The sequence below is a fragment of the Arthrobacter sp. 135MFCol5.1 genome, from assembly GCF_000374865.1.
Lineage (GTDB): Bacteria > Actinomycetota > Actinomycetes > Actinomycetales > Micrococcaceae > Arthrobacter.
This window is the reverse complement of sequence record NZ_KB895453.1, coordinates 1-26,722: the sequence shown is the minus strand read 5'-3', so window position 1 is coordinate 26,722 and position 26,722 is coordinate 1. Positions and strand designations below refer to the sequence as shown.

19 protein-coding genes and 1 pseudogene are annotated in these 26,722 nt (G+C 60.1%); 5 read left to right on the top strand and 15 right to left on the bottom strand.

What is annotated here, in order from left to right:
* Positions 1-4: 4 nt before the first annotated feature.
* On the bottom strand, positions 5-3,649 hold the full coding sequence (metH, locus tag C563_RS0103730; RefSeq protein ID WP_018760691.1) for a methionine synthase: 3,645 nt from the start codon (positions 3,647-3,649) through the stop codon (positions 5-7).
* 331 nt (positions 3,650-3,980) lie between these two features.
* Between metH and C563_RS0103725 the strand changes: the two genes are divergently transcribed.
* Complete coding sequence (locus tag C563_RS0103725; protein WP_018760690.1) at positions 3,981-4,733, top strand: DUF2971 domain-containing protein; 753 nt, start codon at positions 3,981-3,983, stop codon at positions 4,731-4,733.
* 266 nt (positions 4,734-4,999) lie between these two features.
* The gene (locus C563_RS0103720) at positions 5,000-5,770 is read left to right on the top strand and encodes a hypothetical protein (RefSeq protein ID WP_018760689.1); all 771 of its coding nucleotides are present in this window, start codon (positions 5,000-5,002) and stop codon (positions 5,768-5,770) included.
* Here the strand turns inward: C563_RS0103720 and C563_RS20840 are convergent.
* Positions 5,767-6,078, bottom strand: a complete 312-nt coding sequence (locus C563_RS20840; RefSeq protein ID WP_018760688.1) for a DUF4193 family protein — start codon at positions 6,076-6,078, stop codon at positions 5,767-5,769. The two genes, C563_RS0103720 and C563_RS20840, sit on opposite strands and share 4 nt — an antisense overlap.
* A gap of 76 nt (positions 6,079-6,154) precedes the next feature.
* Here C563_RS20840 and C563_RS0103710 point away from each other — a divergent pair, with 76 nt between their 5' ends.
* Entirely contained in the window at positions 6,155-6,721 is a 567-nt protein-coding gene (locus tag C563_RS0103710; protein ID WP_018760687.1) for a recombinase family protein, read from the top strand.
* 221 nt (positions 6,722-6,942) lie between these two features.
* Here the strand turns inward: C563_RS0103710 and C563_RS0103705 are convergent, their stop codons facing one another.
* The 10 genes from C563_RS0103705 to C563_RS0103660 all read right to left on the bottom strand — a co-directional run bounded on the left by C563_RS0103705 (position 6,943) and on the right by C563_RS0103660 (position 21,063).
* The gene (locus tag C563_RS0103705; RefSeq protein ID WP_018760686.1) at positions 6,943-7,722 is read right to left on the bottom strand and encodes a hypothetical protein; all 780 of its coding nucleotides are present in this window, start codon (positions 7,720-7,722) and stop codon (positions 6,943-6,945) included.
* Between the two features lie 924 nt (positions 7,723-8,646).
* On the bottom strand, positions 8,647-10,257 hold the full coding sequence (locus C563_RS0103700; protein WP_155845095.1) for a hypothetical protein: 1,611 nt from the start codon (positions 10,255-10,257) through the stop codon (positions 8,647-8,649).
* A gap of 382 nt (positions 10,258-10,639) precedes the next feature.
* Positions 10,640-11,320, bottom strand: a complete 681-nt coding sequence (locus tag C563_RS0103695) for a plasmid pRiA4b ORF-3 family protein (protein ID WP_269208827.1) — start codon at positions 11,318-11,320, stop codon at positions 10,640-10,642.
* Positions 11,321-11,700: 380 nt separating this feature from the next.
* Entirely contained in the window at positions 11,701-12,789 is a 1,089-nt protein-coding gene (locus C563_RS0103690) for a substrate-binding domain-containing protein (protein ID WP_018760683.1), read from the bottom strand.
* Between the two features lie 54 nt (positions 12,790-12,843).
* Positions 12,844-14,127, bottom strand: coding sequence for a multiple monosaccharide ABC transporter permease (gene mmsB, locus C563_RS0103685; protein WP_018760682.1), 1,284 nt, complete (start codon positions 14,125-14,127; stop codon positions 12,844-12,846).
* Between the two features lie 45 nt (positions 14,128-14,172).
* The gene (gene mmsA / locus C563_RS0103680; protein WP_026264343.1) at positions 14,173-15,735 is read right to left on the bottom strand and encodes a multiple monosaccharide ABC transporter ATP-binding protein; all 1,563 of its coding nucleotides are present in this window, start codon (positions 15,733-15,735) and stop codon (positions 14,173-14,175) included.
* An 80-nt stretch (positions 15,736-15,815) separates the two neighbouring features.
* Entirely contained in the window at positions 15,816-17,321 is a 1,506-nt protein-coding gene (locus C563_RS0103675) for a GntP family permease (protein ID WP_018760680.1), read from the bottom strand.
* 174 nt (positions 17,322-17,495) lie between these two features.
* Positions 17,496-17,927 (bottom strand): acyl-CoA thioesterase, encoded by a 432-nt coding sequence (locus tag C563_RS0103665; RefSeq protein ID WP_018760679.1) that lies wholly within the window; start codon positions 17,925-17,927, stop codon positions 17,496-17,498.
* An 836-nt stretch (positions 17,928-18,763) separates the two neighbouring features.
* Positions 18,764-19,063, bottom strand: coding sequence for a muconolactone Delta-isomerase family protein (locus C563_RS22985; RefSeq protein ID WP_081624107.1), 300 nt, complete (start codon positions 19,061-19,063; stop codon positions 18,764-18,766).
* A gap of 5 nt (positions 19,064-19,068) precedes the next feature.
* Positions 19,069-21,063, bottom strand: a complete 1,995-nt coding sequence (locus tag C563_RS0103660) for an alpha-ketoacid dehydrogenase subunit alpha/beta (protein ID WP_018760678.1) — start codon at positions 21,061-21,063, stop codon at positions 19,069-19,071.
* Between the two features lie 592 nt (positions 21,064-21,655).
* Between C563_RS0103660 and C563_RS22980 the strand changes: the two genes are divergently transcribed.
* Positions 21,656-22,669 (top strand): alcohol dehydrogenase catalytic domain-containing protein, encoded by a 1,014-nt coding sequence (locus C563_RS22980; RefSeq protein ID WP_018760677.1) that lies wholly within the window; start codon positions 21,656-21,658, stop codon positions 22,667-22,669.
* A 34-nt stretch (positions 22,670-22,703) separates the two neighbouring features.
* Positions 22,704-23,582, top strand: coding sequence for an SMP-30/gluconolactonase/LRE family protein (locus tag C563_RS0103650; RefSeq protein WP_018760676.1), 879 nt, complete (start codon positions 22,704-22,706; stop codon positions 23,580-23,582).
* Between the two features lie 622 nt (positions 23,583-24,204).
* Here C563_RS0103650 and C563_RS0103645 read toward each other — a convergent pair.
* From C563_RS0103645 to C563_RS20835, 3 genes and pseudogenes are all read right to left on the bottom strand, one after another.
* Positions 24,205-25,467, bottom strand: a complete 1,263-nt coding sequence (locus C563_RS0103645) for a Gfo/Idh/MocA family protein (RefSeq protein WP_018760675.1) — start codon at positions 25,465-25,467, stop codon at positions 24,205-24,207.
* A gap of 23 nt (positions 25,468-25,490) precedes the next feature.
* Complete coding sequence (locus C563_RS0103640; RefSeq protein ID WP_018760674.1) at positions 25,491-26,474, bottom strand: sugar phosphate isomerase/epimerase family protein; 984 nt, start codon at positions 26,472-26,474, stop codon at positions 25,491-25,493.
* Between the two features lie 60 nt (positions 26,475-26,534).
* A pseudogene (locus tag C563_RS20835) lies at positions 26,535-26,722 on the bottom strand (enolase C-terminal domain-like protein); the annotation flags it as partial.

The window sequence follows — 26,722 nt, the reverse complement described above, 5'->3', positions numbered from 1 at the left end:
CAGCTCACACCTTGAAGTACTTGGCCTCCGGGTGGTGGAACACGAACGCATCGGTGGACTGTTCGGGGTGCAGCATGAGCTCGTCGCTCAGGACCACGCCCATGCGCTCGGGCTTCAGCAGCTCGGTGACCTTGCGGCGGTCTTCCATGTCCGGGCAGGCGGGGTAGCCCAGCGAGAACCGGGCGCCGCGGTAGTCGAGCTTGAAATACCCGGCCGTGTCCTTCGGCTCCTCGGACCCAAAGCCGAGCTCCTTGCGGATCCGGGCGTGCCAGAACTCGGCCAGCGCCTCGGTCAGCTGCATGACCAGTCCGTTGAGCTCGTAATAGTCGCGGTACTGGTTGGCCGCGAACATCTTGGACGTGAACTCCTCGATCTTGGAGCCGGCGGTGACCAACTGCACGGGCAGTACGTCGATCTGTCCCGATTCGCGGGACTTCACGAAGTCGGCCAGGCACAGGTGCCGGTCGCGGCGCTGGCGCGGGAAATCGAAGCGCAGGCGGTCGGTGCCGATCGGACCGCCTGAACCACCGTCCGGGGCGAGCAGGCCCGCCTGGCCCAGGACGCCGTCGGGATCCTCGCCGTAGTGCAGCACCACCACCTGTTCGCCTTCGGAGACCACGGGGAAGTAGCCATAGGCCACGGACGCGTCCAGCATGCCCTCGCCCAGGATGCGGTCCAGCCAGTAGCGCAGGCGCGGCCGGCCTTCGCGTTCCACCAGTTCCTCGTAGGAGGCGCCGTCCTCGCCGCGCCCGGGCTTGAGGCCCCACTGCCCCATGAAGGTGGCGCGCTCGTCGAGGAAGGCAGAGTAGTCGTGCAGCGAGACGCCGCGGACAATCCGGGTGCCCCAGAACGGCGGCGCGGGGACGGGGTTGTCGGTGGCGACGTCGGACCGGCCGGGCATGGCCTCGGGCTCGGTGATGGTGAACTTCGGGCCGCCCTTGTGGATGCGCTTCTTCAGCGGCGGCAGGCCCACGGAGTCCGGGTCCTCGCCGCGGGCCACGCGGACCAGCGGTTCCATGAGGGCAAGGCCCTCGAAGGCGTCCTTGGCGTACCTGACGGTGCCCTCGAACTGTTCGGCCAGGTCCTGCTCCACGTAGGCGCGGGTGAGGGCGGCGCCGCCCAGGATGACCGGCCACCTCTTGGCCAGGCCGCGGGTCTGCAGTTCGGCGAGGTTTTCCTTCATCACCACGGTGGATTTCACCAGCAGCCCGGACATGCCGATCACGTCGGCGTCGTGTTCCTCCGCGGCGGCGATGATCTCGGCGATGCCCTGCTTGATGCCGATGTTGACTACCTTGTAGCCGTTGTTGGTGAGGATGATGTCCACCAGGTTCTTGCCAATGTCGTGCACGTCGCCGCGGACGGTGGCGATCACCATGGTGCCCTTGCCGGAGGAGTCGGCCTTTTCCATGTGCGGTTCGAGGAGCGCCACGGCGTTCTTCATGACCTCGGCGGACTGCAGCACAAACGGCAGCTGCATTTCGCCGGCGCCGAAGCGTTCGCCCACCACCTTCATGCCCTCAAGCAGGTGGTCGTTAATGATGCCGAGCGGGGTCATCCCTTCGCTGCGGGCCAGGTCCAGGTCCTCTTCCAGGCCCTTGCCTTCGCCGTCGATGATGCGCCGTTCCAGGCGGGCGCCCGTGGGCAGCGCGGCGAGTTCGGCGGCGCGCTGGTCCTTGAGCGCTGCGGTGTCGACGCCGGCGAAGAGGTCCAGCATGCTGGCGAGGGGGTCGTAGGTGGTGTTGCCGTCGGCGTCGTACTCGCGGCGGTCGTAGACGAGGTCCAGCGCCACTTTGCGCTGCTCTTCCGGGAGGGAGGCGAGCGGGACGATCTTGGCGGCGTCGATGATGCCGCTGGTCAGGCCGGCCTGGACGGCCTCGTGCAGGAACACGGAGTTCAGGACCATGCGGGCGGCCGGGTTGAGGCCGAAGGAGACGTTGGAGACGCCGAGCGTGGTGTTGATGCCGGGGTACTTGGCGGTGATCTGGCGGATGGCCTCGATGGTTTCGATGCCGTCGCGGCGGGTTTCCTCCTGGCCGGTGGCGACCGGGAAGGTGAGGCAGTCGACGATGATGTCCTCCACCCGCATGCCCCATTCGCCCACCAGGGCGTCCACCAGGCGGGAGGCGATGGCCACCTTGCCCTCGGTGGTGCGGGCCTGGCCCTCTTCGTTGATGGTCAGGGCGATGACGGCGGTGCCGTGTTCCTTCACCAGCGGCATGATGCGGGCGAAGCGGCTGTTGGGGCCGTCGCCGTCCTCGTAGTTGACGGAGTTGACCACCGGGCGGCCGCCGATGAGTTCCAGGCCTGCCTGCAGCACCGGGGGTTCGGTGGAGTCGATGACCAGCGGGAGGGTGGAGGCGGAGGCGAAGCGGGAGACGACCTCTTTGATGTCCGCGACGCCGTCGCGGCCCACGTAGTCCACGCAGACGTCCAGGAGGTGGGCGCCGACGCGGATCTGCTCGCGGGCGATGTCCACGCAGTCGTCCCAGCGTTCCTCGAGCATGGCCTGGCGGAAAGCCTTGGAGCCGTTGGCATTGGTGCGTTCGCCGATGGCCAGGTAGGCGGATTCCTGGTCGAAGTTCACGTGCTGGTAGAGGGAGGCGACGCCGGCCTCGCGCTCGGTGGGGATTCGCGCCGGTGCGTTGCTTGCCTTGGCGTCCACGGCTTTGGTGCGGAAGGGAGCAAGGCGTTCGACGACGGCGGCCATGTGCTCCGGCGTCGTACCGCAGCAGCCGCCCACCAGACCGAGGCCGAATTCGCGGACGAATTGTTCGTGCGCGGTGGCGAGTTCGGTGGGGGTGAGCGGGTAGTGCGCGCCGTTGGCGCCGAGGATGGGCAGGCCGGCGTTGGGCATGCAGGCGATGGCCACGGAGGACTGCTTGGAGAGGTGGCGGAGGTGCTCGCTCATCTCGTCAGGGCCGGTGGCGCAGTTCAGGCCGATGGCGTCGACGCCGAGCGGTTCGAGGGCGGTGAGGGCGGCGCCGATTTCGGAGCCCATGAGCATGGTTCCGGTGGTTTCGACCGTCACCTCAACGAAGATGGGGAGCCGGACGCCGCGGTTCACGATGGCCTGCTTGCAGCCGTTGACGGCGGCCTTGGTCTGCAGGAGGTCCTGGCTGGTTTCGATGAGGAACGCGTCCGCACCGCCGTCGATGAGGCCCTCGGCCTGAAGGGCGAAGGTCTGCTTGAGGTAGTCGTAGCTGGTGTGGCCCAGGCTGGGGAGCTTGGTGCCGGGGCCCATCGAGCCGAGGACCCAGCGCATGCGGCCGTCTGTTTCTTCTGCCGCTTCGGCGCGTTCGCGGGCGATGCTGGCGCCTTTGCGGGCGAGCTCTTCGATGCGGCCATCAATGCCGTAGTCGGAGAGGTTGGACCAGTTGGCGCCGAAGGTGTTGGTTTCCACGGCGTCGATGCCGGTGGCGAAGTAGGCGTCGTGGATATCCGCGATGACGTCCGGGCGCGTGTCGTTGAGGATCTCGTTGCAGCCCTCGAGGTTTTGGAAGTCCGTGTCGAGCTGCAGGTCCCGGCCCTGCAGCATGGTGCCCATGGCGCCGTCGGCAATGACCACCCGGTGGTTCACTGCGTCCAGGAGTTCCTGGGAACGGGCGGGGCGGGGGACGGACTCGATGTCCAGTGCGAAACGAGGCATTTAATCAGGTTACGTGTGGGGGTGCCTGCGTTGCGCTGTGTGTCCGGATGCTACGGCGGGAAGGAAGGTCCTAAGTTGGCCCAGGATCGGAGTCGGCCGGACACCGGCCGGAACCGATAACCGACGTTACGTCAACCTGAAGGCTGAGTGTTGCATCCGATGCATCATTTCGGGGCCTTTTCCCGCTCTCTGAAAAGTTGTCATTTCCTTCGGAGCACCGCGAGTCCTTGGCGTCAGGAAAGGTTCCCAATGCCATGCTGGGGCTATTAGCCTTCGCCGCAAGGCTTCACCCAGCATCCAGCCGAGCTGACAAGCGGATAGGCTGCAGGACGTGTTTGTTTCTGAATTTCACCCCAGCTTCACGAACAAGCCGGGCGACGATGATGTGCTCTGGCGTTACATGGATCTTGCCCGGTTCCTCTCTTTACTTGAAGACGAAGCTATCTATTTTGCTCGCGCAGACCAGATGAGCGACAGGTGGGAAGGCTCCTTTAGCCAAGCAAACGTGGAGCTGCGCCCGCAGCTCTACGGTGAGTTGTTTGAGGATATGAACCGTCAGTATGTGGGCATGCGCGAATCAGGGCTTAGATCGACTCACATTAATTGCTGGCATGAGTCGCCCGTTGAATCGGCGGCCATGTGGGACATTTACCAGCGTGAGGGCCGGGGAGTCGCCGTTAAGACAACATGGGCGAACCTGATAGCGAGTATCGGCTCTGATAGGAGTATTTTCGGAGGTCGCGTCAACTACGTCGATTACAGGACAACCTTTATCCCGGAGGGCAACTTCTTCGATCGTTTCATGCACAAGCGATTGAGTTTCAGCCACGAGCGCGAGGTTCGTCTCATCATGATGACAGGGCGAAGCATGCCGCACCCTACTGAGGAAAACACCACCATCCCCCTTGGGCCGGAGCCGCCGGTGATTCCCATACCTGTCGATCTCAAGCGGTTGATTCAGGCTGTTCACGTTGCCCCAGACGCTCCCGGTTGGGTGAGCGATCTAATTCAAAAAGTATGTAGGCGATATGGACATGTATTTTCTGTGCTGCATTCAGATCTGGCGAGTGATCCAATCGCCTGAGATTGCTGGTCCTTGCGCCCAATACCAGGAAATCGTCACCAGGATTGTCTGAACGCGTGATTGATGTCCAAGGGCGAGTCGGGGTCCTGCGAGTCCGGCCCTTGCCAGGCTACTCCGGTTTATATTTTCCGGTCTTGAGTGCGATCACCATGTAGCCCGTTGACCGCTTATAACAGGCAGCCTCTCTCCCGCATTGAGGGCGACTTTCGATATGTCAGCTCCGCAAGCAAGCCGACGATGTTGATGGTGGGCATTACCGTGTGGGTATGGAACCTGATCACAAGCCCTCGGTTATCAGCCGGCTACTGGACGAGGTGTCGTGGGAAGGCAGCAACGTCAAGCGTTACCGCAACGGCGGTCGCGGCATGGAAAACCCGCTGACCGCAGAGGTTTTTCAGGGCCTGTCCAACCTCCCGCGAGACTTGTTCCTCGGCGAGATCCTGCGGTGTGCCCATGGCGCAGACGAAACCCGACTAGCGGCAGCTGACGAGGCTGAGCATGCTGACCTCGACGTGCTGCCTGGCAGTCTTCTGCTGCCTGCCCTCAAAATCGATGTCCAGCCGGACGTGTGGGTGACCACTCCCTCGGTCCAACTTTTAGTGGAGGCCAAAGGCTTTAGGAAAGGAGCGACGTTCAATGTCGAACAGCTTCCTCGGGAGTTGCTCTGCCTACACGCGCACAACAAGAACCGCGCGCCCTTGCTCCTGTTGGTTCTGACCACTCCCCCACCCATCAGGCTCGCCGGCAGTGGCCGCCACGAGATCGACGCGGGCGTTGCCATAGGCCTTGAGTCGTTGTGCGCCCGCGCCGGAATGACTGCCGAAGACTATGAGGCTTTGCTTGCCTCGATTCCGTTCTGCGTTGCATGGGTAACCTGGTCCGAGATCCACGCCATTGTCACGCGACAGAAGAACGCCCTGTCGGGCCTCTCCTCCAGCATCGCTGCGTCCCTGCACCGGACCGCCGACGGCGTGGCCAGTGCCATAAAATGGCACTCAGGTGGCCTGGGATTCGAATCTGTGACGGTCGCTGATTAGCCCATGTGTTTCACCGATGAAGCGTAAGCGGGGAGTCCGTCACTGCGGAAGGCTGTGAGGCATTGCCTGGCTGATAGCGGACGTATGTAAAGCTGCGGTGAGCAGGATGAGCAGGTGAACTCGTCCGCGCCCTGCGGGACGACCTGGACGATGAGTTCCTCTGAGAGGGTTTCCCCGCCGGGCGTCAGCCCTTCGTCGAGGGCCTCGGCCTCCTCTAGTTCGGTGACAACGCTGCGGGCTTCCGGGGCGCTGGCGGATTTCAGCGCCTCCAGGGAACAGTCCCGGGATTCCTTGACGGTTTCGGCCATACCCTGTCTGCGGATATCTTGACCTCCTCCTCAAAGAGGCTGACACTCGTTCTCACAGTCAGGATTGGAGGCCGCCGTGAATGGGCAGCGGATCGGCTACGTGCGGGTGAGCACCGTGGACCAGAATGAGCTGCGTCAGCTCGAGGACCAGATCCTGGACCGGGTTTTCACTGACAAGGCCTCGGGCCGGGACACCGCGCGGCCGCAGCTGACAGAGTTGCTGCGGTTCGTCCGTGACGGGGACACCGTGGTCGTGCACAGCATGGACCGGCTCGCCCGCAACCTCGATGACCTGCGCGCCCTGGTCCAAGGGCTCACCCGGCGCGGGGTGCGGGTGAAGTTCCTCAAGGAGCAGCTCGTCTTCACCGGTGAGGACTCCCCCATGGCTAACCTCATGCTCTCCGTCATGGGTGCCTTCGCCGAATTCGAACGCTCACTGATCAGGGAACGCCAGCGCGAGGGCATCGCCCTGGCCAAACAGCGCGGCGCTTACAAAGGACGGAAAAAGACGCTGACACCAGAGCGTGCAGCAGAACTGGTTCAACGCGCCGGCAGCGGTATCCCTAAAGTCGTCCTGGCCCGCGATTACGGAATCAGCAGGGAAACGGTCTATCAGTACCTCCGCCACGCAGCGTTGAAGTAGGCCCCTCCCCTCCTATGCGATCCCAGACAACCCCAAGGTTTACCCTGCAGGGTTGTTCATGGAACTTCGGCCAAGCGCTATTTGGCCGGAGTTTCGCCAATTCCAGGCCTTCCGCCGACATCGCCTGACAAATGTCAGGGGCGGTGTCAACGCGTGAACGGACGGTAGGGAGGCGCCGTTCCCCCGCCGCGAAGTGAGCGGCGGGGTCGGAGTAGGATGCTTTACCGTTCGGGCAACGTGTTGTCCCAATGATCGCGCCAGTTTCCGTACAGTCCATCGTTCAGGTCTGCAGAGGGGTGACGCCAGTGCCGACCGCTGGTAGGCAGAGGCGGGAGTCGATCAGAATCCTGGTCAGGCGTGCAGGTGCCCGGGCGCTGGTATGCCGAAGAGGTTGGCGTCTTCCTGTGCGCTGAAGTCGGTCGTACAGATTGCTGCTGTTGCGGGGCCTGCGCAGGAGTTGGCCGCTGTGGAAGCTCCTTCCTCTGCCGCTTGATGTCCTCAAGGAGCCTGCCGACATCTTTGAAACCCGCTGTGCCTTTGTGAATCTGGGAAAGGTCCAGGAGGTCGGTCTCCAACCAGTACCTCCTCAGCAATGTCTCTTCTCCGGGGTATCCCACGCCCTGGGCCATGATGAGCGCGTGGCCGCCTTCGTCCAGAAGTAGTAGTCTGGCCACTTCTTGGGCGGCCGGGGTAGCCGCCCTGCCGTAGACATCTGCCAGGGAGCTCCACGTGTGAAGCAGCGCATCGAGCAGATATTCGTCCTTCAGCGTTTGGCGGACCTTTGAGTTGCTGAGCTCCAGAATGTCCATGACCAGCGCGTTGGCCATTGTCGCGGCGTCCTGGCCGCCAAGCCGTAGGAACGCATCGACCCTTGCGGCTGTAATGCCATAGGCTCTCAGCCAAGTGAATACCGCCTGGGACTGCCCGGTGCCCGGCCGCCGCTCCTCGATGTAGGTCGCCGCGGTCCAGTTGATGAAGCGTGCATATGGGTGTGACTTCATGGTTAACCTCCAGTGTCTGAGGGGCGTCTGCGGCGCCCGGAATTTTGGGATAAGCGCAAAAAAGGACCGTCCAGGAGACGGTCCTTTGAGGGGTCATGATTTTGAGGCTGATTTAGGGTGAAAAGGTTGACTCCTTTCGGTGCTTAAAAGAAAAGAACCCCTGCTGCTGCAGAGGTTCGAAGGTTGTTGAGGCAGTATGCCCCGTATGCCGTTACCAATTCAACGGTGATGATCACAGGGTCTGAAGGCTGGCGATCAGACTGCCTATACGAATCATGATGGCGGGTCGTGTCAACAGGTTCTGGTTACGCGTAACAGGGGACGTTGGTGTCTATTTCTACATTAGCAGTCGCTCCAAATTCAACTGTGCACGCAGATCATCGGCCAGTGTTTTCTCGCCTTCGCAAGGAGGAGTCCCCTGCGGCAGGCAGGGGTCCTTCTTGAGCTATGCCCGATATTCCCGCGACTTCCGTGTCACTTGCAAGTTGAGGGTTCGGGTGTCTATCGCCAGGCAAATTCAGCGCCGCGGGTCGGTCTGCAGTTCCGGTCCTCGAGTGCTGCAGAATCGGATCCTGTGCTGGGAGGAAGGCAGCTTCTTCTACCTTTGACCATACTGGATAGTGTCAAGTTTCATGCGTACGCGCCTCGGGTCCCGGCCTTATGATTGCTCACTTCCCATGAGAGCATACGGAGAAAAATGAAGGTGCGGACGGACGTTTTTGCATGGTGTCCACGTGGATGCGATCCACGATTTTCAGAGTGCTGCCGGGCGACACGAGCCGACCATGTGGTGACACCCCATGTACCGTTCCTGAAAATACGCTCTAACCTCGCCACTCCCCCAGCCCTACAGAAGATCAATTATCGGGTTCAAAATGCCCTTTGGAAGAGGTCCGAAAAGGGCCTCCGTATACCGACGGAAATCTACGGATGACGAGTCGGGGGGACCCACAGGCATTGTTCCCAGCGGTGGATACTCGCTAGCGGCAGTACGGCATAACTCGGCACCCACTCGGGATCCTTCGGAAATGAAGGTTTGAGGTCGTCGAATTCCATACTCAGCACATCGAATCCTCCGTCGCTATAAAGCTTGACGAGGTTCTCGCGTGAGAAGGGGGACAGCCGAGGTGCTGGGATAGGGCAAGACAATTCCTTCTCGTCATCGACCAGGTACCACCGTTCTGCTCCATTCCCAAACATAACAACGACGGCCTTGCTGACCTCCAAGTTGCCCTCATGTGGACCTGAACGAAAACGCTTTACTTCGGCCTTCCATCTGGTGAAGAGCTCACTGGCATGCGCCGGAAACTGTACTTGTGGTGAGAACTTTTGCCATGACTTGAGCTTGTTCCTTCTGGCGAAGCCGTCGTTCCCCAGATAAATCTCCGCCACCTGCGGGTAACTTCTGAAGACTTCGGCCAGCCGATCTCCCACGTATGCCTCAAGTGCCGTGAGTGCATTCATAGCCGCGTCGACTTCAGGCTCGGACGGGACCTTCCCTGCGTGCGCCACATCGTTACGCAAATTCGCTATCTGGCGTTGCCATTCGCCGAGCGGACCGTTACCGTTCCGGTCCCAGTCGCCCTTGAGTCTGGAAGCCAGTTCGTTGAGGAGACGCTTGGATATGTTGTCACGTTCCCCCAGGATGTCAGCGGTCTTTTGAAGATCCGCAACTTCTTCCCAAGACAGTAGAAGGAACAGCTCAGTCAGTAGCGTTTCCGCCGCAATCGCGACGAACAGGCTCGCCGCCGCATTGCTGCCCGTAGCGAAGGAGAGCATAGCTTCCTGGCGCATCAGCAGGAAAGCATTAAAAACATCTGCCCTTGACGCCCGGTTGTGCTTCAACAGATTCTGTAGCTGCTCTGGAGACAGCGTCGGGGTGGCGGCCGCCCGCAAGGCCGTCCCTCCGTTGTTCACATGGAGTAATTCGGGTTCCCACGTATCGAGCGCCGGGTACGACCGGCGTATGACTGGTATAACCGGTGGGAGAAGCTTCCTTGTCAGCCTGCGTACCGGAGTCTTCGTGAACAGGTGGTAATACGTCTGGAAGTCTCTGACCACTTCCAAGGCTCGTTCGAGAGCGTACTCCATGGGGTCAGCCTGGCTGGGCTCTAGAATACATATTACTTCGACGGTGGTATGGGCCAGCGGAAGCCCAGGATTTTCCTCTGCGGGCAATTTCCCAAAACGCGACCCTGACAGTTTCAAAGCCATGGTTGCAATCTTCATCGCCGCTTCGAACGGACCCATGTCCATAGACACTTCGTCTTGGTGGAAGATCATGGTCTGCCGAGATGCGTAATGGACGTTTCCTTTGGATGGCAGAAGGAAACAGGGCCCGTCATCAGCAATTGGGTTCCAAACGTAGCTGACAGGCAGTTCAGTGACGTCAAGAACTTTGATTGGCTCCGGCAAGGGAATAAAGAAGTGAACGATGTCTGGCGAGCCATAGAGGTTGATTGTCCTCGGTATGCCAACTCCTTTTGATTCGGATCGCTGACTGCGCCGCGCCGCTCTCGACTTACTTCCACTCATCTCAGCATGCTAAAGCACCCGGACACTGCCTGAGCCTCACCGCCTTGCTCGGCAGGTGGTTGGCGGGTCAGACGCCGCAGCACCCTCCGGAGCGTCCTCCTGACATGTACCTCCGGGAGTGTCTCCCTTCTACATGACTTTCGCATCTGCATGCTCAACGGGCGTCGTATTGTGCATTCGCTGTGGTTTGCAATAACCAACCCCGCGTTTAGCAGGCCCTCAAGCGCTAAGGCGTTTATGAACGCAACCAAATTTGGGTGGGGCAGCTCGGTCCCCAGAGCATATTAGGCTATTCCCCTACTCCCGCAGCTTTACAGAACCTATCTTATCGGCTCCTTAAAACAGGCGGGGAGCGCCCCGAAAAGGGGCTATTTCCTGCCCGTCACTTACGGGATTTTTCCCCAGACTGCGTCCGTCGGAACTGCTCAGCCAGCGCCCGGTTCACGGCGGGAATGTCGAGGAATGCAGGGTCAAGAGGCGCAACGGAGCCGGTTATGTCGGCGACCCAGGCCGAGTGCTCAACGTGGTCGGGATGCGTCGGGTCGGCCAGCGCGTCCATGATCTCTTCGTACCCGGGAAAACCGCCGGAGTCTTCCAGCGGGCCGCGCCGCGCGCCGTCAATCAACCGGGCCGGCGGACTATCTTTGTCCGCCGGCCGGCGGGATACCAGCTCAAGCCGGTGAAGCCAGCTGTCACCAAAGTCGTACTCGTAAAACGCCTCGGCAGAACCCAGCGCAAGCAACTGATCCAGGGAGCAATCTTCCTCAGGCCTGTCGCCCGGTTCTTCACACTGCTGCCTTGGAAGCCACTGCGGGACTTCCGGAAATTCACCGTCGACCGGCCGCAGCGGCGCGAACGGGTCGCTTGTTACAAACCTGTGCAGGTGCGCGTCCTCCCAGCCAAATGCTGCCTGCAGGACCTGGTGTACCTGGCTTAGGGTCAGGTAGCCCCGGAGCTCGAATCGACGCCAAATCTCAGGCACGCTGTCGACGAGGGCCACGCGAACCTCCAGGACGGAGCCTTGTCCATGTCCAATACCCGGTCTCGCCTCTGAGTTGTCCATGGCACCCATTTTTACAGGCCTCACGGCCCCGGCCGTAGGAGGCAGGCCCCTTCCCCAGCCTCGGCCGTTAGCTTGACGAAAGATTAATTATCGGCGTTCGAGTAAGACGAGTAGAAGTACTTGCGGTGGCGAGGCTCGCTACGGAACCCATCAAACAGCGAGCTGTTTGATGGTTATACCGAGATGGGCGATGATGCCTGCGGCGGCGCCGTGGAGTTTTTGGTTGTGGTGTCGGTCGCCTTCGTTGTCGAATGGCTTTCCGAGATGGAACTGCCCCCCGTGTTGGCGTCTTTTGGATCAAGAGCTACACGGGGAGCAGTTCAATGTATGAGTCAATTGTGGCCGGCCAGACCCCACAGCTCAGACACTCCAGGAGCACGTTACTTGGTGAGCGGCCCCAATACTGGATCGCCCTCGTAGGCAGTCTTGACGTTTGCGGCTGTCACGAGGACCGGGTCCAGCAGGTATGCAGGGACAGTTTTCACTCCGTTGTTGTATGACTTGTCGTCGTTAATTTCGGGCTTCTTGCCGGCCTGCAGGTCCTTGACCATTGTGATCGCGCGCTCAACCAGTTTGCTCGTGTCCTTGTTGATGGTGGAGTACTGCTCGCCGGACATGATGGACTTGACCGACTCCGCCTCGGAGTCCTGCCCAGTGACGACAGGGGTAGGTTTGCCGGCGGCCTTGATCGAGGTCAGGATTGCCCGAGCGAGATTGTCGTTAGGGGCCAGAACGCCGTCCAAAGATGCGCTGGCATAGCTGCCGCTGAGAAGGGTGTCCATTCGGTTCTGTGCGTTTTCACCCTTCCAGCCCTGGGTTACGGCCTGCTCGAAGCTGGTCTGGCCGGACACAACCTTCAGGGTGCCGTCGTCGATCTTCGGCTTCAGGACACTCATGGCGCCGTCGAAGAAGACCTTGGAGTTGGCGTCATCCGGGGATCCGGCGAACAGTTCGATGTTGTACGGTCCGGAAGGCTTCTTGGCCTTGAGGCCCTCCAGCAGGGCCTGGCCCTGGAGGACGCCGACCTTGAAGTTGTCGTAGGCCGCGTAGTAGTCCACGTTATCGGTGTTCAGCAGCAGTCGTTCGTACGCGATGATTGTAACGCCAGCGTCTTTGGCCTGCTTGAGCTGCGTGCCAAGCTGCGAGCCGTCGTTTGCCGCGACGATGATGACTTTGGCGCCTTTGGTGACCATGGCACTGATCTGGTTCTGCTGCTCCGATGCACCGCCGTTGGCGAATTGAATATCCGGCTTGAATCCCGCATCCGTGAGCCCTTTTCGGAATAGGCCCTCTGCCCGAACGAAGACCTCACTTGCTTTCTGAGGGAGAGCGACTCCGATCACTGAATCTTTGGGAATGGATTCGGCGGTTGCCCCACTGGAAGTTCCCGTCTCGGCACGGCCGCAGCCTGTCAGCGCCAGTGCCGCGATGGCAGCTACCGCTGCGGCCTTTCCTGCTTTGCCAATCATTCGCATTGTTGGTTCTCTTTCTTTGTGTGATGGAACGGTATTCAGGCTGCAAGCTCAGGCTTCCCTGGCGATTGCTTCCTTGGTGGAGGTGGTTTCGTCGGGCTGGAACGGATTGCTGGGCCCGGAAGTGGGGCCGTTCATGTTCCGGGTCAGGAGGCCGATGATCGACTTTTTGCCCTGGCTCTTGTTGTAGACGTCGAAGGCGACGGCGATCAGCAGTACCAGGCCCTTGATGATCTGGGTGAGGTCGGCGCCTACGCCCAGGAGCTGCAGGCCGTTGTTGAGCACTGCCATGACCAGGCCGCCGATGATGGAGCCGACCACGGTGCCCACACCGCCGGTGACTGCCGCGCCGCCGATGAAGACTGCGGCGATGGCGTCCAGCTCCCAGCCGACGCCGTCGAAGGGGCCGGACGCGGTGGAGCGTCCCACGAAGATCATGCCGGCCAGGCCGGCCAGGATGGACATGTTCATCATGACCAGGAAGTTGACCTTCTTGGACTGGACGCCGGAGAGCTCGGCTGCGTGCCGGTTCCCACCGACCGCGTAGACGTGCCGTCCCAGGATGGTGCGGGAGGAGATGAAGCCGTAGATCAGTACCAGGACAGCCAGGATGAGGCCGGGGATGGGGAACGAGGTCCCGGGCCGGCCGGTGGCGAACAGGTATGTGGCGTAGAGGATGGCGCCGCAGACCAGGACCAGCTTCAGGGCCGTGACCCACATTTCGGGGACCTCGGCGCCCAAGGCCTTGGCGCGGGACCTGGAGCGCAGTTCTCCCCAGACCACGAACGCCGCGGCGGCGATGCCGAGGAGCAGGGTGAGGTTGTTGAACCCGGTGTTGGGCCCGACTTCCGGAAGGTAGCCGGAGCCGAGGTACTGGAAGTCGTTGGGGACGGGGATGGTGTTGGACTTGCCGACGAACTGGTTGAATCCGCGGAACAGGAGCATGCCGGCCAGTGTGACGATGAAGGCTGGGATCCCCACATAGGCGGTCCACCAGCCTTGCCAGGCACCGATGGCGGCGCCGAGTACGAGGCCGAGCAGCACGCCCGCCCACCAGGGGATGCCCCAGTCCCGGATGGCCAGGGCAACCGTGACACCCACGAACGCCGCAACCGAGCCGACGGAAAGGTCGATGTGGCCGGCGATGATCACCAGGACCATGCCGATGGCAAGGATCAGGATGTAGGAGTTGCCGTTGAAGAGGTTGATGACGTTGCCGGGCGTCAGGGTCCGGCCGTCGGTGAAGATCTGGAAGAAGACGATCAAGGCCACCAGGGCAAAGATCATGCCGAATTGGCGGGTGTTTCCGCCAAACAGCTTCTTGAGGGCGTTCATGGTGTCAGTCCTTGTGTCCGGAAGGTTCTGGGATGATTCAGAGGGTCAGGCGGCTTCGGCTTTGCGGGCGGAGGTCATCAGCTTCATCAAGTTCTCTTGACTGGCCTCGTCTTTGTTCAGGACACCTGTGACGGTGCCTTCGAAGATGGTGTAGATGCGGTCGGACAAGCCCAAGAGCTCAGGCAGCTCGGAGGAAATCACGATGACCCCCTTCCCCTGGTTGGCCAGCTGCTGGATGATGCCGTAAATCTCGTACTTTGCCCCGACGTCAATGCCGCGCGTGGGCTCATCCAGGATCAGCAGGTCCGGGTCGGTGAACATCCACTTGGCCAGGACCACCTTCTGCTGGTTGCCGCCGGACAGCTTGGCCACGCCCTCCTCCACGGACGGCGTCTTGGTACGCAGCGACTTGCGGTACTGCTCCGCCACCGTGAACTCCTGGTTCGGATCCACCACCGAGTTGCGGCTGATCTTCTCGAGATTCGCTGACACGGTGGTGGTCTTGATGTCGTCCAAGAGGTTTAGGCCGAGGGTCTTGCGGTCCTCGGTGACGTATCCCAGTCCGGCGTCGATGGCCTGGCGGACGTTTTTGAGGACGACCTCCTTGCCGTCCTTATATATGTGACCATCGATGAAGCGGCCGTAGGAGCGGCCGAAGACCGAGCGGGCCAGCTCGGTGCGGCCGGCGCCCATGAGCCCTGCGAAGCCCACGACCTCGCCGCGGCGGACGAAGAAGCTGGAGTTCTTGCAGACCAGGCGGTCCTGCACGGTGGGGTGGCCAACAGTCCAGTCCTTGACCTCGAAGAACACCTCGCCGATCTTGGGTGTGTGGTCCGGGAATCGGGATTCCAGTGTCCGGCCCACCATGCCCTTGATGATCCGGTCCTCGTCCACGCCGTCCTTCTTGACGTCCAGGGTCTCGATCGTTTTGCCGTCGCGGATGATGGTGATCGAATCGGCAATTTGCTCGATCTCGTTGAGCTTGTGCGAAATGATGATCGAGGTGATGCCCTTGGCCTTCAGGCCCAGCATCAGGTCCAGCAGGTGCTGGGAGTCGGACTCGTTCAGCGCCGCAGTGGGCTCGTCGAGGATGAGGATCTTGACCGACTTGTTCAGCGCCTTGGCGATTTCCACCAGTTGCTGCTTGCCGACGCCGATTTCCTTGATGGGGGTGTTGGGGTCATCCCGCAGGCCCACCCGCGCCAGCAGGTCCAGGGACCGCAGCCGCGCCTCGGCCCAGTCGATGACTCCGCGTTTGGTGGGTTCGTTGCCCAGGAAGATGTTCTCCATGATGGACAGTTCCGGAATCAGCGCCAGTTCCTGGTGGATGATCACGATGCCCGCGTGCTCGCTGGCCCGGATATCCCGGAACTGTTGCACCTGCCCTTGATAGACGATGTCCCCGTCGTAGCTGCCGTATGGGTACACCCCGGAGAGGACCTTCATTAGGGTGGACTTCCCGGCGCCGTTCTCGCCGCAGATGGCGTGGATTTCGCCGGCCCTGACCCGGAGGCTCACGTTCGACAAGGCTTTAACGCCCGGGAACTCCTTGGTGATGGACCGCATCTCAAGGACGACCGGATCCGAATGCGCGGTCTGGCGCGTCATATTGCCCAACCTTTCAAATGCCATGACTTCTTGTCTTCTCGTTGCTCACAACAACTAAGGGAGTGTGAAAGTTGCTAACTCTAAATAAATGCTTCGATAAGCAATGCTCCGGCAAGGCCCGCAAAAGATAGCAGGGTTACCATGAGAGTCCACGTCTTGAATGTCTGGCTGACCGTGAGACCTAAGAACTCCTTCACCATCCAAAAACCAGGATCGTTCACATGGGACAAGAAGAGTGAGCCAGCACCGATTGCAATGACCAAGAGGGATAATTCCGGTGATGAAAGGCCGACAGCCAAAGGAGCCAAAATTCCGGAGGCGGTTACCGTTGCGACGGTTGCTGACCCTGTGGCAACGCGGACCAGAGCTGCGACCAACCATGAGAGTAATACGATGGAGATACCGCTGCCCAAGGCAGCCTTCGCCAACAGACTTCCAATTCCGGCATCAATGAGGATCTGTTTTAGGCCTCCACCAGCACCGACAATGAGTAAGATGCCGGCTACAGAAAGCAGCGCATCGCTTGCGGACCTTCCTACGTCACTTTGCCGCATGTTGCTCGCGCGGACGAAGAAAATCATTGCGTAGATCAAAGCCAAACCCAGAGCAATAGTTGGAGTTCCTATGAAGTGAATCAAAGTTGAGAACGAATCGGTGGCATTTGGATTCAACGATTCGTTCACGGCGCGAACAAGCATGCAAACGATGGGGAGCAGAATTCCTATTGTTGTCACGAGAGCGGACGGCCGCTTTCGGACAACGGCCGTCGAGAGCTGTGTTTGCTCCTGCAGTTCCAAGCCCACAGAATGGCCACCGTGGGAACCAGCCGGAGGCCTGGATGAGTCATCATTACTGTTCGTTTGGAGAACGCCGCCACGGCCTTCTCCTGTGAACATTTCGGGAACTCGAACGTGCGGCATCCATCGTGCGGCAGCAAAGCTGAGCACAGGGCCGGCGAGCACCACGAGGGGCACCGCCAATGCTGCCCCGATGGCCAGACTTAGGCCGATGTTGGCGTTGAGCGTGGAGATGGCCACAAGCGGACCAGGATGCGGAGGGACAAGCCCATGCATCGCCGAGAGGCCTGCTATCGCCGGCAGAGCAACCTTCAGCAGATGCACGCCACTACGGCGTGCCACCAGAAGAATGATCGGCATGAGAAGGACCAGACCGACTTCAAAAAACATTGGCAGGCCCACTACGGCGCCAATTACCGCCATAATCCAAGGCAGCGACCGAAACCCTGCCCGATGCAAGAGAGCGTCAACGATCGCGTCCGCACCGCCAGAATCGGCCAAGAGCTTACCAAAAATAGCGCCTATAGCGATGAGAACGCCGACGCCCGCCATAGTTGCCCCGAAACCATTTGTGAAGCTATCGACTGACTTACCCGGTGCCATGCCAGCGGCGATCCCGGCGCAGATGGCTGTGCCAGTCAGGGCAAGAAAAGGATGTACTTTGAGCCACGAGATGAGGGCGATAATAAGTACGACTGCGATAAGGGCGACCGTGATCAATTGCGCCGGACCACTTGCCGGCGGGACGTCAGCTGATCCGCCAGCCGTGGCGACTATCAGTGGAAACAAGATTTACCTCCTGTATATGGATGAGCGTTCAGCTCAACTTTGAGCTGGTCATCGGGAATTTTCGGGTGCTGCCGGGTTGGGACGTAGAAATAGGGGACGTCAATGAGAGTCCGCTGAGAGGCTAAGTTTCCTGGGGCACCTATGGTTAGCGTGGTAACTCTGCGCAGCTACCTTCTACTCGGGTCGCCATCCTGCGGGGTGGTGAGCGGGGATCCTGTCCCTGTCGTATGTGATTTCTGCGTAGCCGTGGGGCTCAGGCTTGCCCTCGACGTCCAGGTTTACAAACACGATCTCTTCGATGGTGAGGATGCTTCGTCGGGTGATCATGTTGCGGACTTCCGCTCGCATAGTCAGTGAAGTCCGGCCAAATTTGGTTGCCGCCAGACCCATCTCGATGAGGTCCCCTTGCGCGGCGGAGCTGACAAAGTTGATCTCCGAGATGTACTTGGTCACCGCCCGGCCATTGCCAAGCTGGAGAATGGCATAGATCGCCGCTTCCTCATCAATCCACTTGAGAAGACTTCCACCGAACAGGGTTCCGTTCGCATTCAGGTCTTCTGGGCGCACCCACTTTCGAGTGCGGAAAGTTATATCGGCAGACTCCATTGTGAACCTTACTTCTGTGGTCTTGCATTCATGCCAATGCGGGGATCATTTGGGTGAGCCTTTGTCTAATAGCCGGCTCGATTCCTCAGGACGATTGACGGTAACTTCGAAACGATCTGCTTGGTGGTGCACGCAATTTTGCCGCTTTGGGGAGGACGGGAGGCCAGCTGGCGGTTTCATAAAGGCCCAAACAGCTGTTGATCAGGAAGATCGCGTTATATTTTTCACCGTTCATGCCCCCTCCATCTCGAAACAGTTGGCCAATCGTGGCTCCGTTCCGGTAACTAGCGCGGAATGAGGGGTGCCTTGATTGGGCCTTACCCAGGTGCGACGTGCACCCAGACTTCGTACGAGGCGGATTTCTCGTAGAGCCGCCTTTGGTCGGATGGGGGTTGAAGCCAGAGAATCATGCCGTCAGAAGTGACGGCATCAACAATGCCGGCAGAGTGAACCTGCCCGTCTTTCCGAATCTCGACCCTGGATCCCGTCAAACCGGTCCAATCGTCGACATGCCGGGGAAGGGCCTTCGGCGGGCGACTCTCCTCAGGTGGACAGTTGCATTTCACTGGCATCGTTCCAACCACGTCTGCTCACTTAGGATTGGACGCAGCGTGATGGTGCTGCTGCTGTCGTGGATACAGGCTTTTCACGTCGTTTCTCAAAGCCCTTTCAGGGCGACGAACTGGTAACATCTCGGAATCTTGCGGGACGGGCCGCAAAAGGAGTGGCGGGCAGCTGGGCATGCGGCTTCGATGATGAGCAGGCGGTCTGGCCCCGCCCAGGCGGATGGGGCCAGACCTTCTAGCAGTAAAAGAACCCGTCAACGAGCATGGTAGTTAAACCTTGCCCAGCATCAGCGGTGGGTCAGATGGATGGGGATCCAGCGGTCGAATTGTTATTGACATAAATTCCCTTAGCGGCAGGGAGTCCAACAGCGTCTGGAGTTTGGTCACGTCTTCGGCCTCCCACAGACCGATGTTCCGCCATCCCGGCACTTGGGGGCGCCACAACCGACGCAGATGCCCGGAGGCAGCGAGCTGCCCGGCCCGCCGTGCTTCTGCCGTTTTGAGCTCCTCAAGAACGCCAGGATCCATTCCAACTGGAGTTGTGAAAGATACTTCAACGAGGAACTCCACCGCCTTTACACTCCGATGGCGTGGCCAGTAGGCGCGCTACTCACCAACGCCTGGGCTGCCGCGACAATCCTGCCGGTGGTCGGCAGCAGCGCATCCTGAAGTGCAGGCGCCGATGGCATGCGCACATCAGGGGTACCCACCCGCTGGACTGGTGCGGTGAGTTTCTCGAAGTGCAGTTCTGTAATCCTTGCGGCGACTTCAGCGCCGAACCCCCCACTGGTGTGCGCCTCATGGACGACAAGGATGCGTCCAGCAGAAGCACTGACTGCGCGGGCAATGGCATCCAGGTCCAATGGCCGCAACCATCGAAGGTCGAGAACTCCGGCGGAAATCCCGTCTCGTTCCAATTCCTCTGCGGCTTCCAAGGCAAGGGAAAGTGTGCTGCCCCACGTGATGATAGTGAGATCCTTGCCATCGCGGTGGTGACGGGCGCCCTCCGCACGTTCAACTACCGCACCAAAGTTCACCGGAGCGGAAACCTGATACAGCGCACGGTTCTCGAGGAGGATGGTTGGGTCTGGGTCTGCAATGGCCGCTCGTGTCATGTCGTAGGCATCCTGCGGTGTCGCCGGCAGACCTACCTTGATACCCGGAATGTGGGCCAGGATCGCCTCTATGCTCTGGGAGTGCTGGGCACACGATCCCGGCGTGACGCCCTGCTGCATCCGAATGGTCAAGGGGGCATGGATGGCTGACCGGTTGATGTACCTGACGTTTGAAGCCTGGTTGATGATCTGGTCCAGAGCAACGAATACGAAATCAGCCCACATGATTTCCGTAACCGTCCGTACTCCCTCCATGCCGGCCCCGACGGCAGAACCGAGAATTGCGGACTCGGAGATGGGGGTGTCGAAGACGCGCTCTTCGCCATACTTTTTCTGAAGACCGCGGGAGACGCCGAAGATGCCGCCTGCAAACCCGACATCCTCGCCGTAGACCAGAAGGTCCGGCCTGCTGTCCAGTTCATCCGCGAGTGCCTGGTTGACCGCTCGCTGGTATGTGAGCTCTTTAGACTGGGTGTGCTTGGCATTGGTATCAAGTTCTACGGCAGGCCCGTAGAGGTGATCCTGCGCAGTCGACGGGTTTGGAGTTGGCATGGCCAGGACGCTTTGCACAATTTTTTCGATTTCGGCTGCGATTTCGGCGTCAATGGCTGCGACCGCGTCCCCGTTCAGCGCGCCGCTGGAACGGAGGCGGGTGAGCGGCTCGGTGTCGATGGCGTTCTGCTTGTCGGCCTTAGGGCGGTAGTGTTCGATGTCCCGGTTGTAGTGTCCGCTCAACCTGACGGTCTTGCACTCGAGCAGTACTGGGCCCTCGCCGCGCCTGCAGGTTTCTGCTGCTGCTGCGACTGCGTCGCGAACAGCGAACGGGTCGCCACCGTCTACGACGTGACTTTCGATCCCCAGGCCTTCTCCCCGCATGGCGAGATCGGGGCCGCGGGTTGTTCTGTCCTGCGGTGTCATCTCGGCCCAGCCGTTGTTTTCGCAGATAAAGATAACGGGAAGATTATTCGCTGCCGCGAAGATCATGCCTTCGGTGGTTGCGCCTTGGTTCATGGCACCGTCACCGAAGGTGGTGACAACGACCCGGTCGGAGCCTTGAGTTTTGGCGGCAAGGGCGACACCAGAGGCAATGGGGGATCCGGCGCCCACAATGGAATTTTCTCCAAGGAAACCTACTGCCGGGTCGCTGAGCAGCGGAGAACCGGCACGGCCCCCATTAACCCCGCCTTCCCGCTGTGCGATTTCGGCGAGAACCCCGGTAGGGCTGCTGCCGCGAGCGATCGCCCACCCATGTCCTCTATAGGTAGCAAGAACGCGGTCGGCCGGCCCGAGTGCCGCCAAGGCTCCAACGGGAATGGCCTCCTGGCCGAGGCACAGGTGCACTGAGCCTGCTACGTGGCCGTCAAGCGACAACGCCAGTACACGTTCTTCGAATGCGCGAATAAGCGCCATCCGCCTGTAGGCCTCAAGGGGTGTCAATTCGCTGGAAATGGTCATTCTTCCTCACTTCATGTTTACTTGCCGGACTGCTGAGCGCCGACGGATCTTGCGCAAGCCCACGCCCTCCAGGACTCCGCAATCAACAAGGTGCGGCGGATACGGGATATTTCACGGAAGAGTCGGTTGCACGGACGGAAGTTTGCAGAGGTGCCCTCGTTAGCGTGAACTTACCGAGGACCCTGCAGCTAGAAGTTGCCTCACCCCGGCTGGCACGCTCACCGGGCTGTTGCGGCCAAGTGCCTCTGCGAGGCCTGCGGCAGCGAACGACGTCCGTCGGGCAGGACGCAAAGTCCCAAGCCGACGCGCGAGGCACAGCCACGTGCCCGCCTGCCGCATGCTCCTGTTTCCATCCGACCTCGATGTCGTTCACCTTAGGAAGTCTGGCAGGGAGGCGGATATCTTGTCAATATATTGAATCCGCTCAAGATAGTTATAAGAGGGCTGGAGCTGGCGTGGACTAGCTCTCCCTTGAGTATTGCTATCTGAAAGTGATTTCATATATTTACAGTTGTAAGCGTTATCGGCTATTCTTGCTGGAGTTCGAAGTCCGCCTGATTTACTGCCGCCCCAAAGCCGTGGAGGTTCCCTTATGCCCAGTATGTCTGCCATCGTGAAGCTCAGCCCGGGCAGGGGCGCTATGTTCCTGACGGAGGTCGAACGGCCCACTCCGGGACCAGATCAGGTTGTTGTTGAGGTCTATGGTGCTGGGCTCTGCGGTACTGACCTGCACATCATGGACGGAGAGTGGCCTACTAATCCTCCCGTCGTGCTTGGGCACGAAGTTGCCGGGATTGTCCGCCACCTTGGTCCAGGCGTGGACGAAGCCTGGCGGGATTCCCCTGTCGCCCTTGAGAGTTTCTTTTCCACATGCGGGCACTGCCCATCCTGCCTGTCCGGGCACCGCAATCTATGTCCAGAGCGGGTCTCCATCGGCAGCCATGTCAACGGGGGCTTTGCTTCAGAAGTGCTCGTCCCGGTCCGAAACCTGCACCGTCTTCCGGACGGGATGGATTTGCACCATGCGGCACTGCTGGAACCCCTGGGTTCCGTGGCGAACTGCCTGTTGGATCCGCCCATCATCAACCCCGGCGATTCCGTTCTTGTCACGGGGCCCGGCACGATGGGGATTCTCGCGGCTCAGATCGCACAGTCATCGGGAGCCCATGTAACCGTCGTCGGTACCGCCCGGGACGCCCAACGGCTGCAGATCGCCAACTCCCTCGGCTTGGCCACTGCTACCGACGAAAGCTATAGGCCAGGGACACGCCCCGCCGACGTCGTTATCGAATGCTCCGGCCACCCTGCAGGTGCTGCTCTGTGCCTTGAAAACGTGGGACCCCGCGGGGCCTACGTTCAGGTGGGAGTATTCGGAAAGCCCGTGACTGTCCCACTGGACAAAGTGTTGATGAAGGAATTGACCATCACATCTGGCCTGGCTTCTCCGACCCCTGCCTGGCACCGAGCCATCGCACTGGTCACGAGCGGAAAAGTTTCCCTAGGGCCCCTCGTAACCGAAGTCGCCGGCCTAGGTGACTGGGAACGCATTTTTAAAGCCACCCGTGAGGGAGACGGGATGAAGTTCGTTTTTGATCCCCATTTGTAGGACTAAGTGACTACTAGCAGCTAAGAGGAGACCAGTGCGCATCCGTGCCATTGCAGACCTGAAAACAAGCCTCGGAGAAGGCCCGCTCTGGGACGCGGAGCAGCAGATGCTCTATTTCGTTGACTCCGCCGACGGCCGTATTTTCCGATCTACGGCGGACGGTCAGCAAATCAAGGCATGGGATGTCCGCGAAAAGATTGGGTCCATGGCGCTCCGTGCAGACGGGCAGAGCGCAATCGTGGCTCTTCAGCATGGACTGTATAGTTTCGACTTTAAACATGACCGGCTTGAGCTGCTCCACTCCCCCGAGTCCGATATTCCGTCCAACCGCTTCAACGACGGCAAGGTTGATTCCCGAGGCCGGTTTGTCGTCGGGTCAATGGACACTAACGAAAAGGATGGCACCGGAAAGCTGTATAGCCTTGACCCTGACCTCACCCTCACCACCCTGGACTCGGGGATCGTCTGCTCAAACGGACCTTGCTGGAGCCCTGACGAAAAGACCTTTTATTTCACCGACTCATGGGGCAACGACATTTGGGCCTACGACTACGACCCGGAATCTGGAGCTGTATCGAACCGTAGGAGCTTTGTCGGCATGGACAAATCAGACGGTGGAGTCGCGGACGGCATGACGGTCGACGCGGAAGGCTATCTGTGGGAAGCGCATGTATTCGGAGGCAAACTCAACCGCTACGCACCGGACGGATCGCTGGACCGCACGGTCGCCATGCCGGTCAAGAAGGTCACCAGTGTCATGTTTGGTGGTCCCAATCTCGACATTCTGTACGTGACGAGCATGGGCCGGCCGCCCCTGCCTGGGTTGCCCGACGACGGCCCGATGCGAGGCGCCGTTTTCGCTATTGAGGGCCTCGGTGTTAAAGGCTTGCCCGCGCATCGTTTTGGTTCCTGATTCATAAGTGGACGGCGGTTATCGGTAACGCGGGCATAAGTTGAGTGCCGACCCAAATAGCTCTTAGGGTTGAGGTTGCCGGGGCATTTCGCGTCTCGCAGCCCGTATCTAGCGCCGTAAGCACTTTTCCTTGAAGTCCAGGCCTGAGGCCCCTCTTCCGGGTGCTCCCCCGGCCAAGTCATGAGTCACGGAATTCACACCGAATGGGCTATAGGGGCTGAGCGGGGTGCCCCGCAACGTCTATGGTCCCCCCGTTTACCACCTAGATTGGATCCGCTTCAAGCGGAAACCGGGCGGAGATGACCATTAGATTCCGGTGCGGGATAAGGTGTGCTTCTTAGAGTACGGCTGACTCCCCCGATTCGGCAGCGCGGTTCGACATGTCCCATCCCCTTTCACCGGCTGATGATAATGAGAACGTCCCGGGACATCCTCCGCCTTTCCAGCTCTGCCAATGGGCAGGACCCTAAGGCGCTCAAATTTCGTAGCAATGGCGCAAAAGGCCCTAAACGCTGCTGATGCCGCAGTCCTAGGTCTTTCACGGAACGCGCAAAGGAGATCGGTGCGGGTGCACCCGCACCGATCTCCTTTTACGTCAGCTGAGGCAGCAGTTCGGTTTCATTCAAGCGGTTGGCTGCGGATCAGCGTACCTTGGGCGGTTGTTCTCTCCGGCAGTTCCAACACCAGGCACTGATGCCTCTCGATAAACAATCTCTTGTCGTGCACCGGTTGTTGCTGATCGTTCGATGGCATCGGTCACCTCGGCGCAGCGGTAACCGTCCTCGAGGGTCGCGCCATGGGGCCCGATCTCGCTGTCATCGGCAATGGCTTGCAGCAGGTGGCCGAGCTCGTGGACGAAGCTGTCCTCCCACCCGATCATGTGGCCGTGCGGCCACCAGTGTTCCCAGTACGGGTGGTAACTTTCGGAAACGAGAACTGTACGGAAGCCTTGTGCTTTCGGGCCTGGTGTCGAGTCGGCCAGGTGCAGTTCGATCTCGTTCATCCGTTCCTGGTCGAAGATCACCGTGCCTTTCGTTGTACTGATCTCGAAGCGCATGTGATTTTTACGGCCCGGGGCAACCCGGGTTGCCTCCAGGGTGCCGAGCGCGCCGGTGTCAAAGGTGATGATGGCGTCGAACGCGTCATCCACGTCCACGTGCCCGCCCGGACGGTCCTCTACAAACGTCTTCATGTTTGCTGACACGCTTACGGGCTCACCAACGAGATACCGGGAAAGGTCGATGATGTGGGCACCGAGGTCCCCGAGCGCTCCTGAACCTGCGATGCTCTTGTCCAGCCTCCATGAGGTAGGGCTCTTCGGGTCAACGAGCCACTCCTGGTGGTACCTGGCCCGGAAATGGCGGACTTCACCCAGTGTCCCGTCGTCAAGCATCTCCTTGATCAGGCGGATTGCTGGAAAGAATCTGTAGTTGAAGGCGGTCATCGCCTTAACGCCAGTCTTCGCGACTTCGGTCCAGATCTCGTATGCTTCATCGGCAGTTCGACCGAGGGGCTTCTCACATATAACGTGCTTGCCGGCCCTGGCCGCGGCGATGGTTGGTTCCTTGTGCTGGTCATTCGGCCCGGTGTTATCGAATAGCCCGATCGCTGGGTCTTCGACCAGCTCGCGCCAATCGGTCGTTGACTTGGCATAACCGTATCGACGGGCTGCCTCATCGACGGCGCTTTGGGTGCGGCCTGCGATTCCGACCAATTCCGGCTGCATCGGCGGCGGCCAGTAGGTATACGTGATCTTCTTCAAGGCATTCGTATGTGCCCTGCCCATGAACGAATAGCCGAGCATGCCGACGCCGATGGCCGGGACTTCCCGGTGATCATCTTTCATCAGCCCCTGGGTGAAGAAGGCTGGCAAATCCTGTGTCATCGTAATCTTCCCTTTTACTTGTCTTAGACGAGCCAGAAGTGGTGGGCTTCGGGATCCATCGGCTCTTTCACGATCAGGGGGCGCAGGTAGTCAATGGCCTTTTCGGCACCGTCGCGTTCGCTCATTACCGGGTCCTCGTGCTCATAGGACATGACATAGTCGTATCCCACCTCCAGCAACGCAGTGATGACCCTCTTCCACGGCACCTGGCCCCATCCGACCACGCGGTACCGTGCTGCCCGGTGCATGTTCCGCCATGATCCGGTGGAGAGCACCCCGTCGCGTCGGATTTCGTCTTCCTGCACTTCAAAGTCCTTGGCGTGGACGTGGAGGATCCGGTTGCCGAAGGTCTTAATGAAGACGACAGGGTCGATCTGCTGCCAGATGAAGTGGCTGGGATCAAAATTGAAACCCCAGTCGTCACGACCAAGCTTTTCCACAGCAGTCTGTGCTGTGGTGATGTTGTAAGCGATTTCGGTCGGGTGGACCTCGTGCGCGAACTTCACGCCGAGTTTGGCAAATTCATCCAGGATGGGATTCCAGCGCTCCACAAAGAGGTCCCAGCCTTCGTTGTAAAGCTCCAGGTGCTTCGGAGGCCAGGTGTACCAGGAGCCCCAGACGGTCGAGCCGAAGAAGCCGTTGACCACCGGGATTTCAAGGTCTGATGCTGCTCGTGCGGTGTTCAGCAGGTGCTGCTTCCCGTATTCGAACATCTCCTGCTTGTCGGTTGTCGGCGACCAGTCATCGAAACTGGCGTCCTTGGGCGGGAGCACCTGCTGTGCTGACAGGTGGTCCGAGAGAGCCGAGATGGAAAGCCCTCGCGAGTTCAACATCTTCTTCAAATTTCGGCTGTATTGCGGGTCTGAGATGGCCTGCTCGAGATCGAAATGGCCAGAGCCTGCCCAGGTGGTGAGTTCGACCGCTTCGTAGCCGAGATCAGCTACATAACTTGCCACTTCGTCCAGCGGCTTGGCGTCGAACAGTGCTGTCAGGATTCCTATTTTCATTGCTTTACCTCTTCTTCGAGATGGTGATTTACAGGGAACAGATTGCGGGCGTGGGTCTTTTCAGAGCGCCCAGGTGCGAGAAACACTGGCCAACGCCTCGACGCGGGCCCAGTCCAGGGGGAGGTACAGACCTTCGTGCCGGGGCGGTGACCATTTGCCATCAACAATGGGCAGATCCTCCAGGAGGAGGTCCACGATAGGGTCGGCTCCTACGTATCGGGGGATGGTTTCGATCATTGCGACACGAC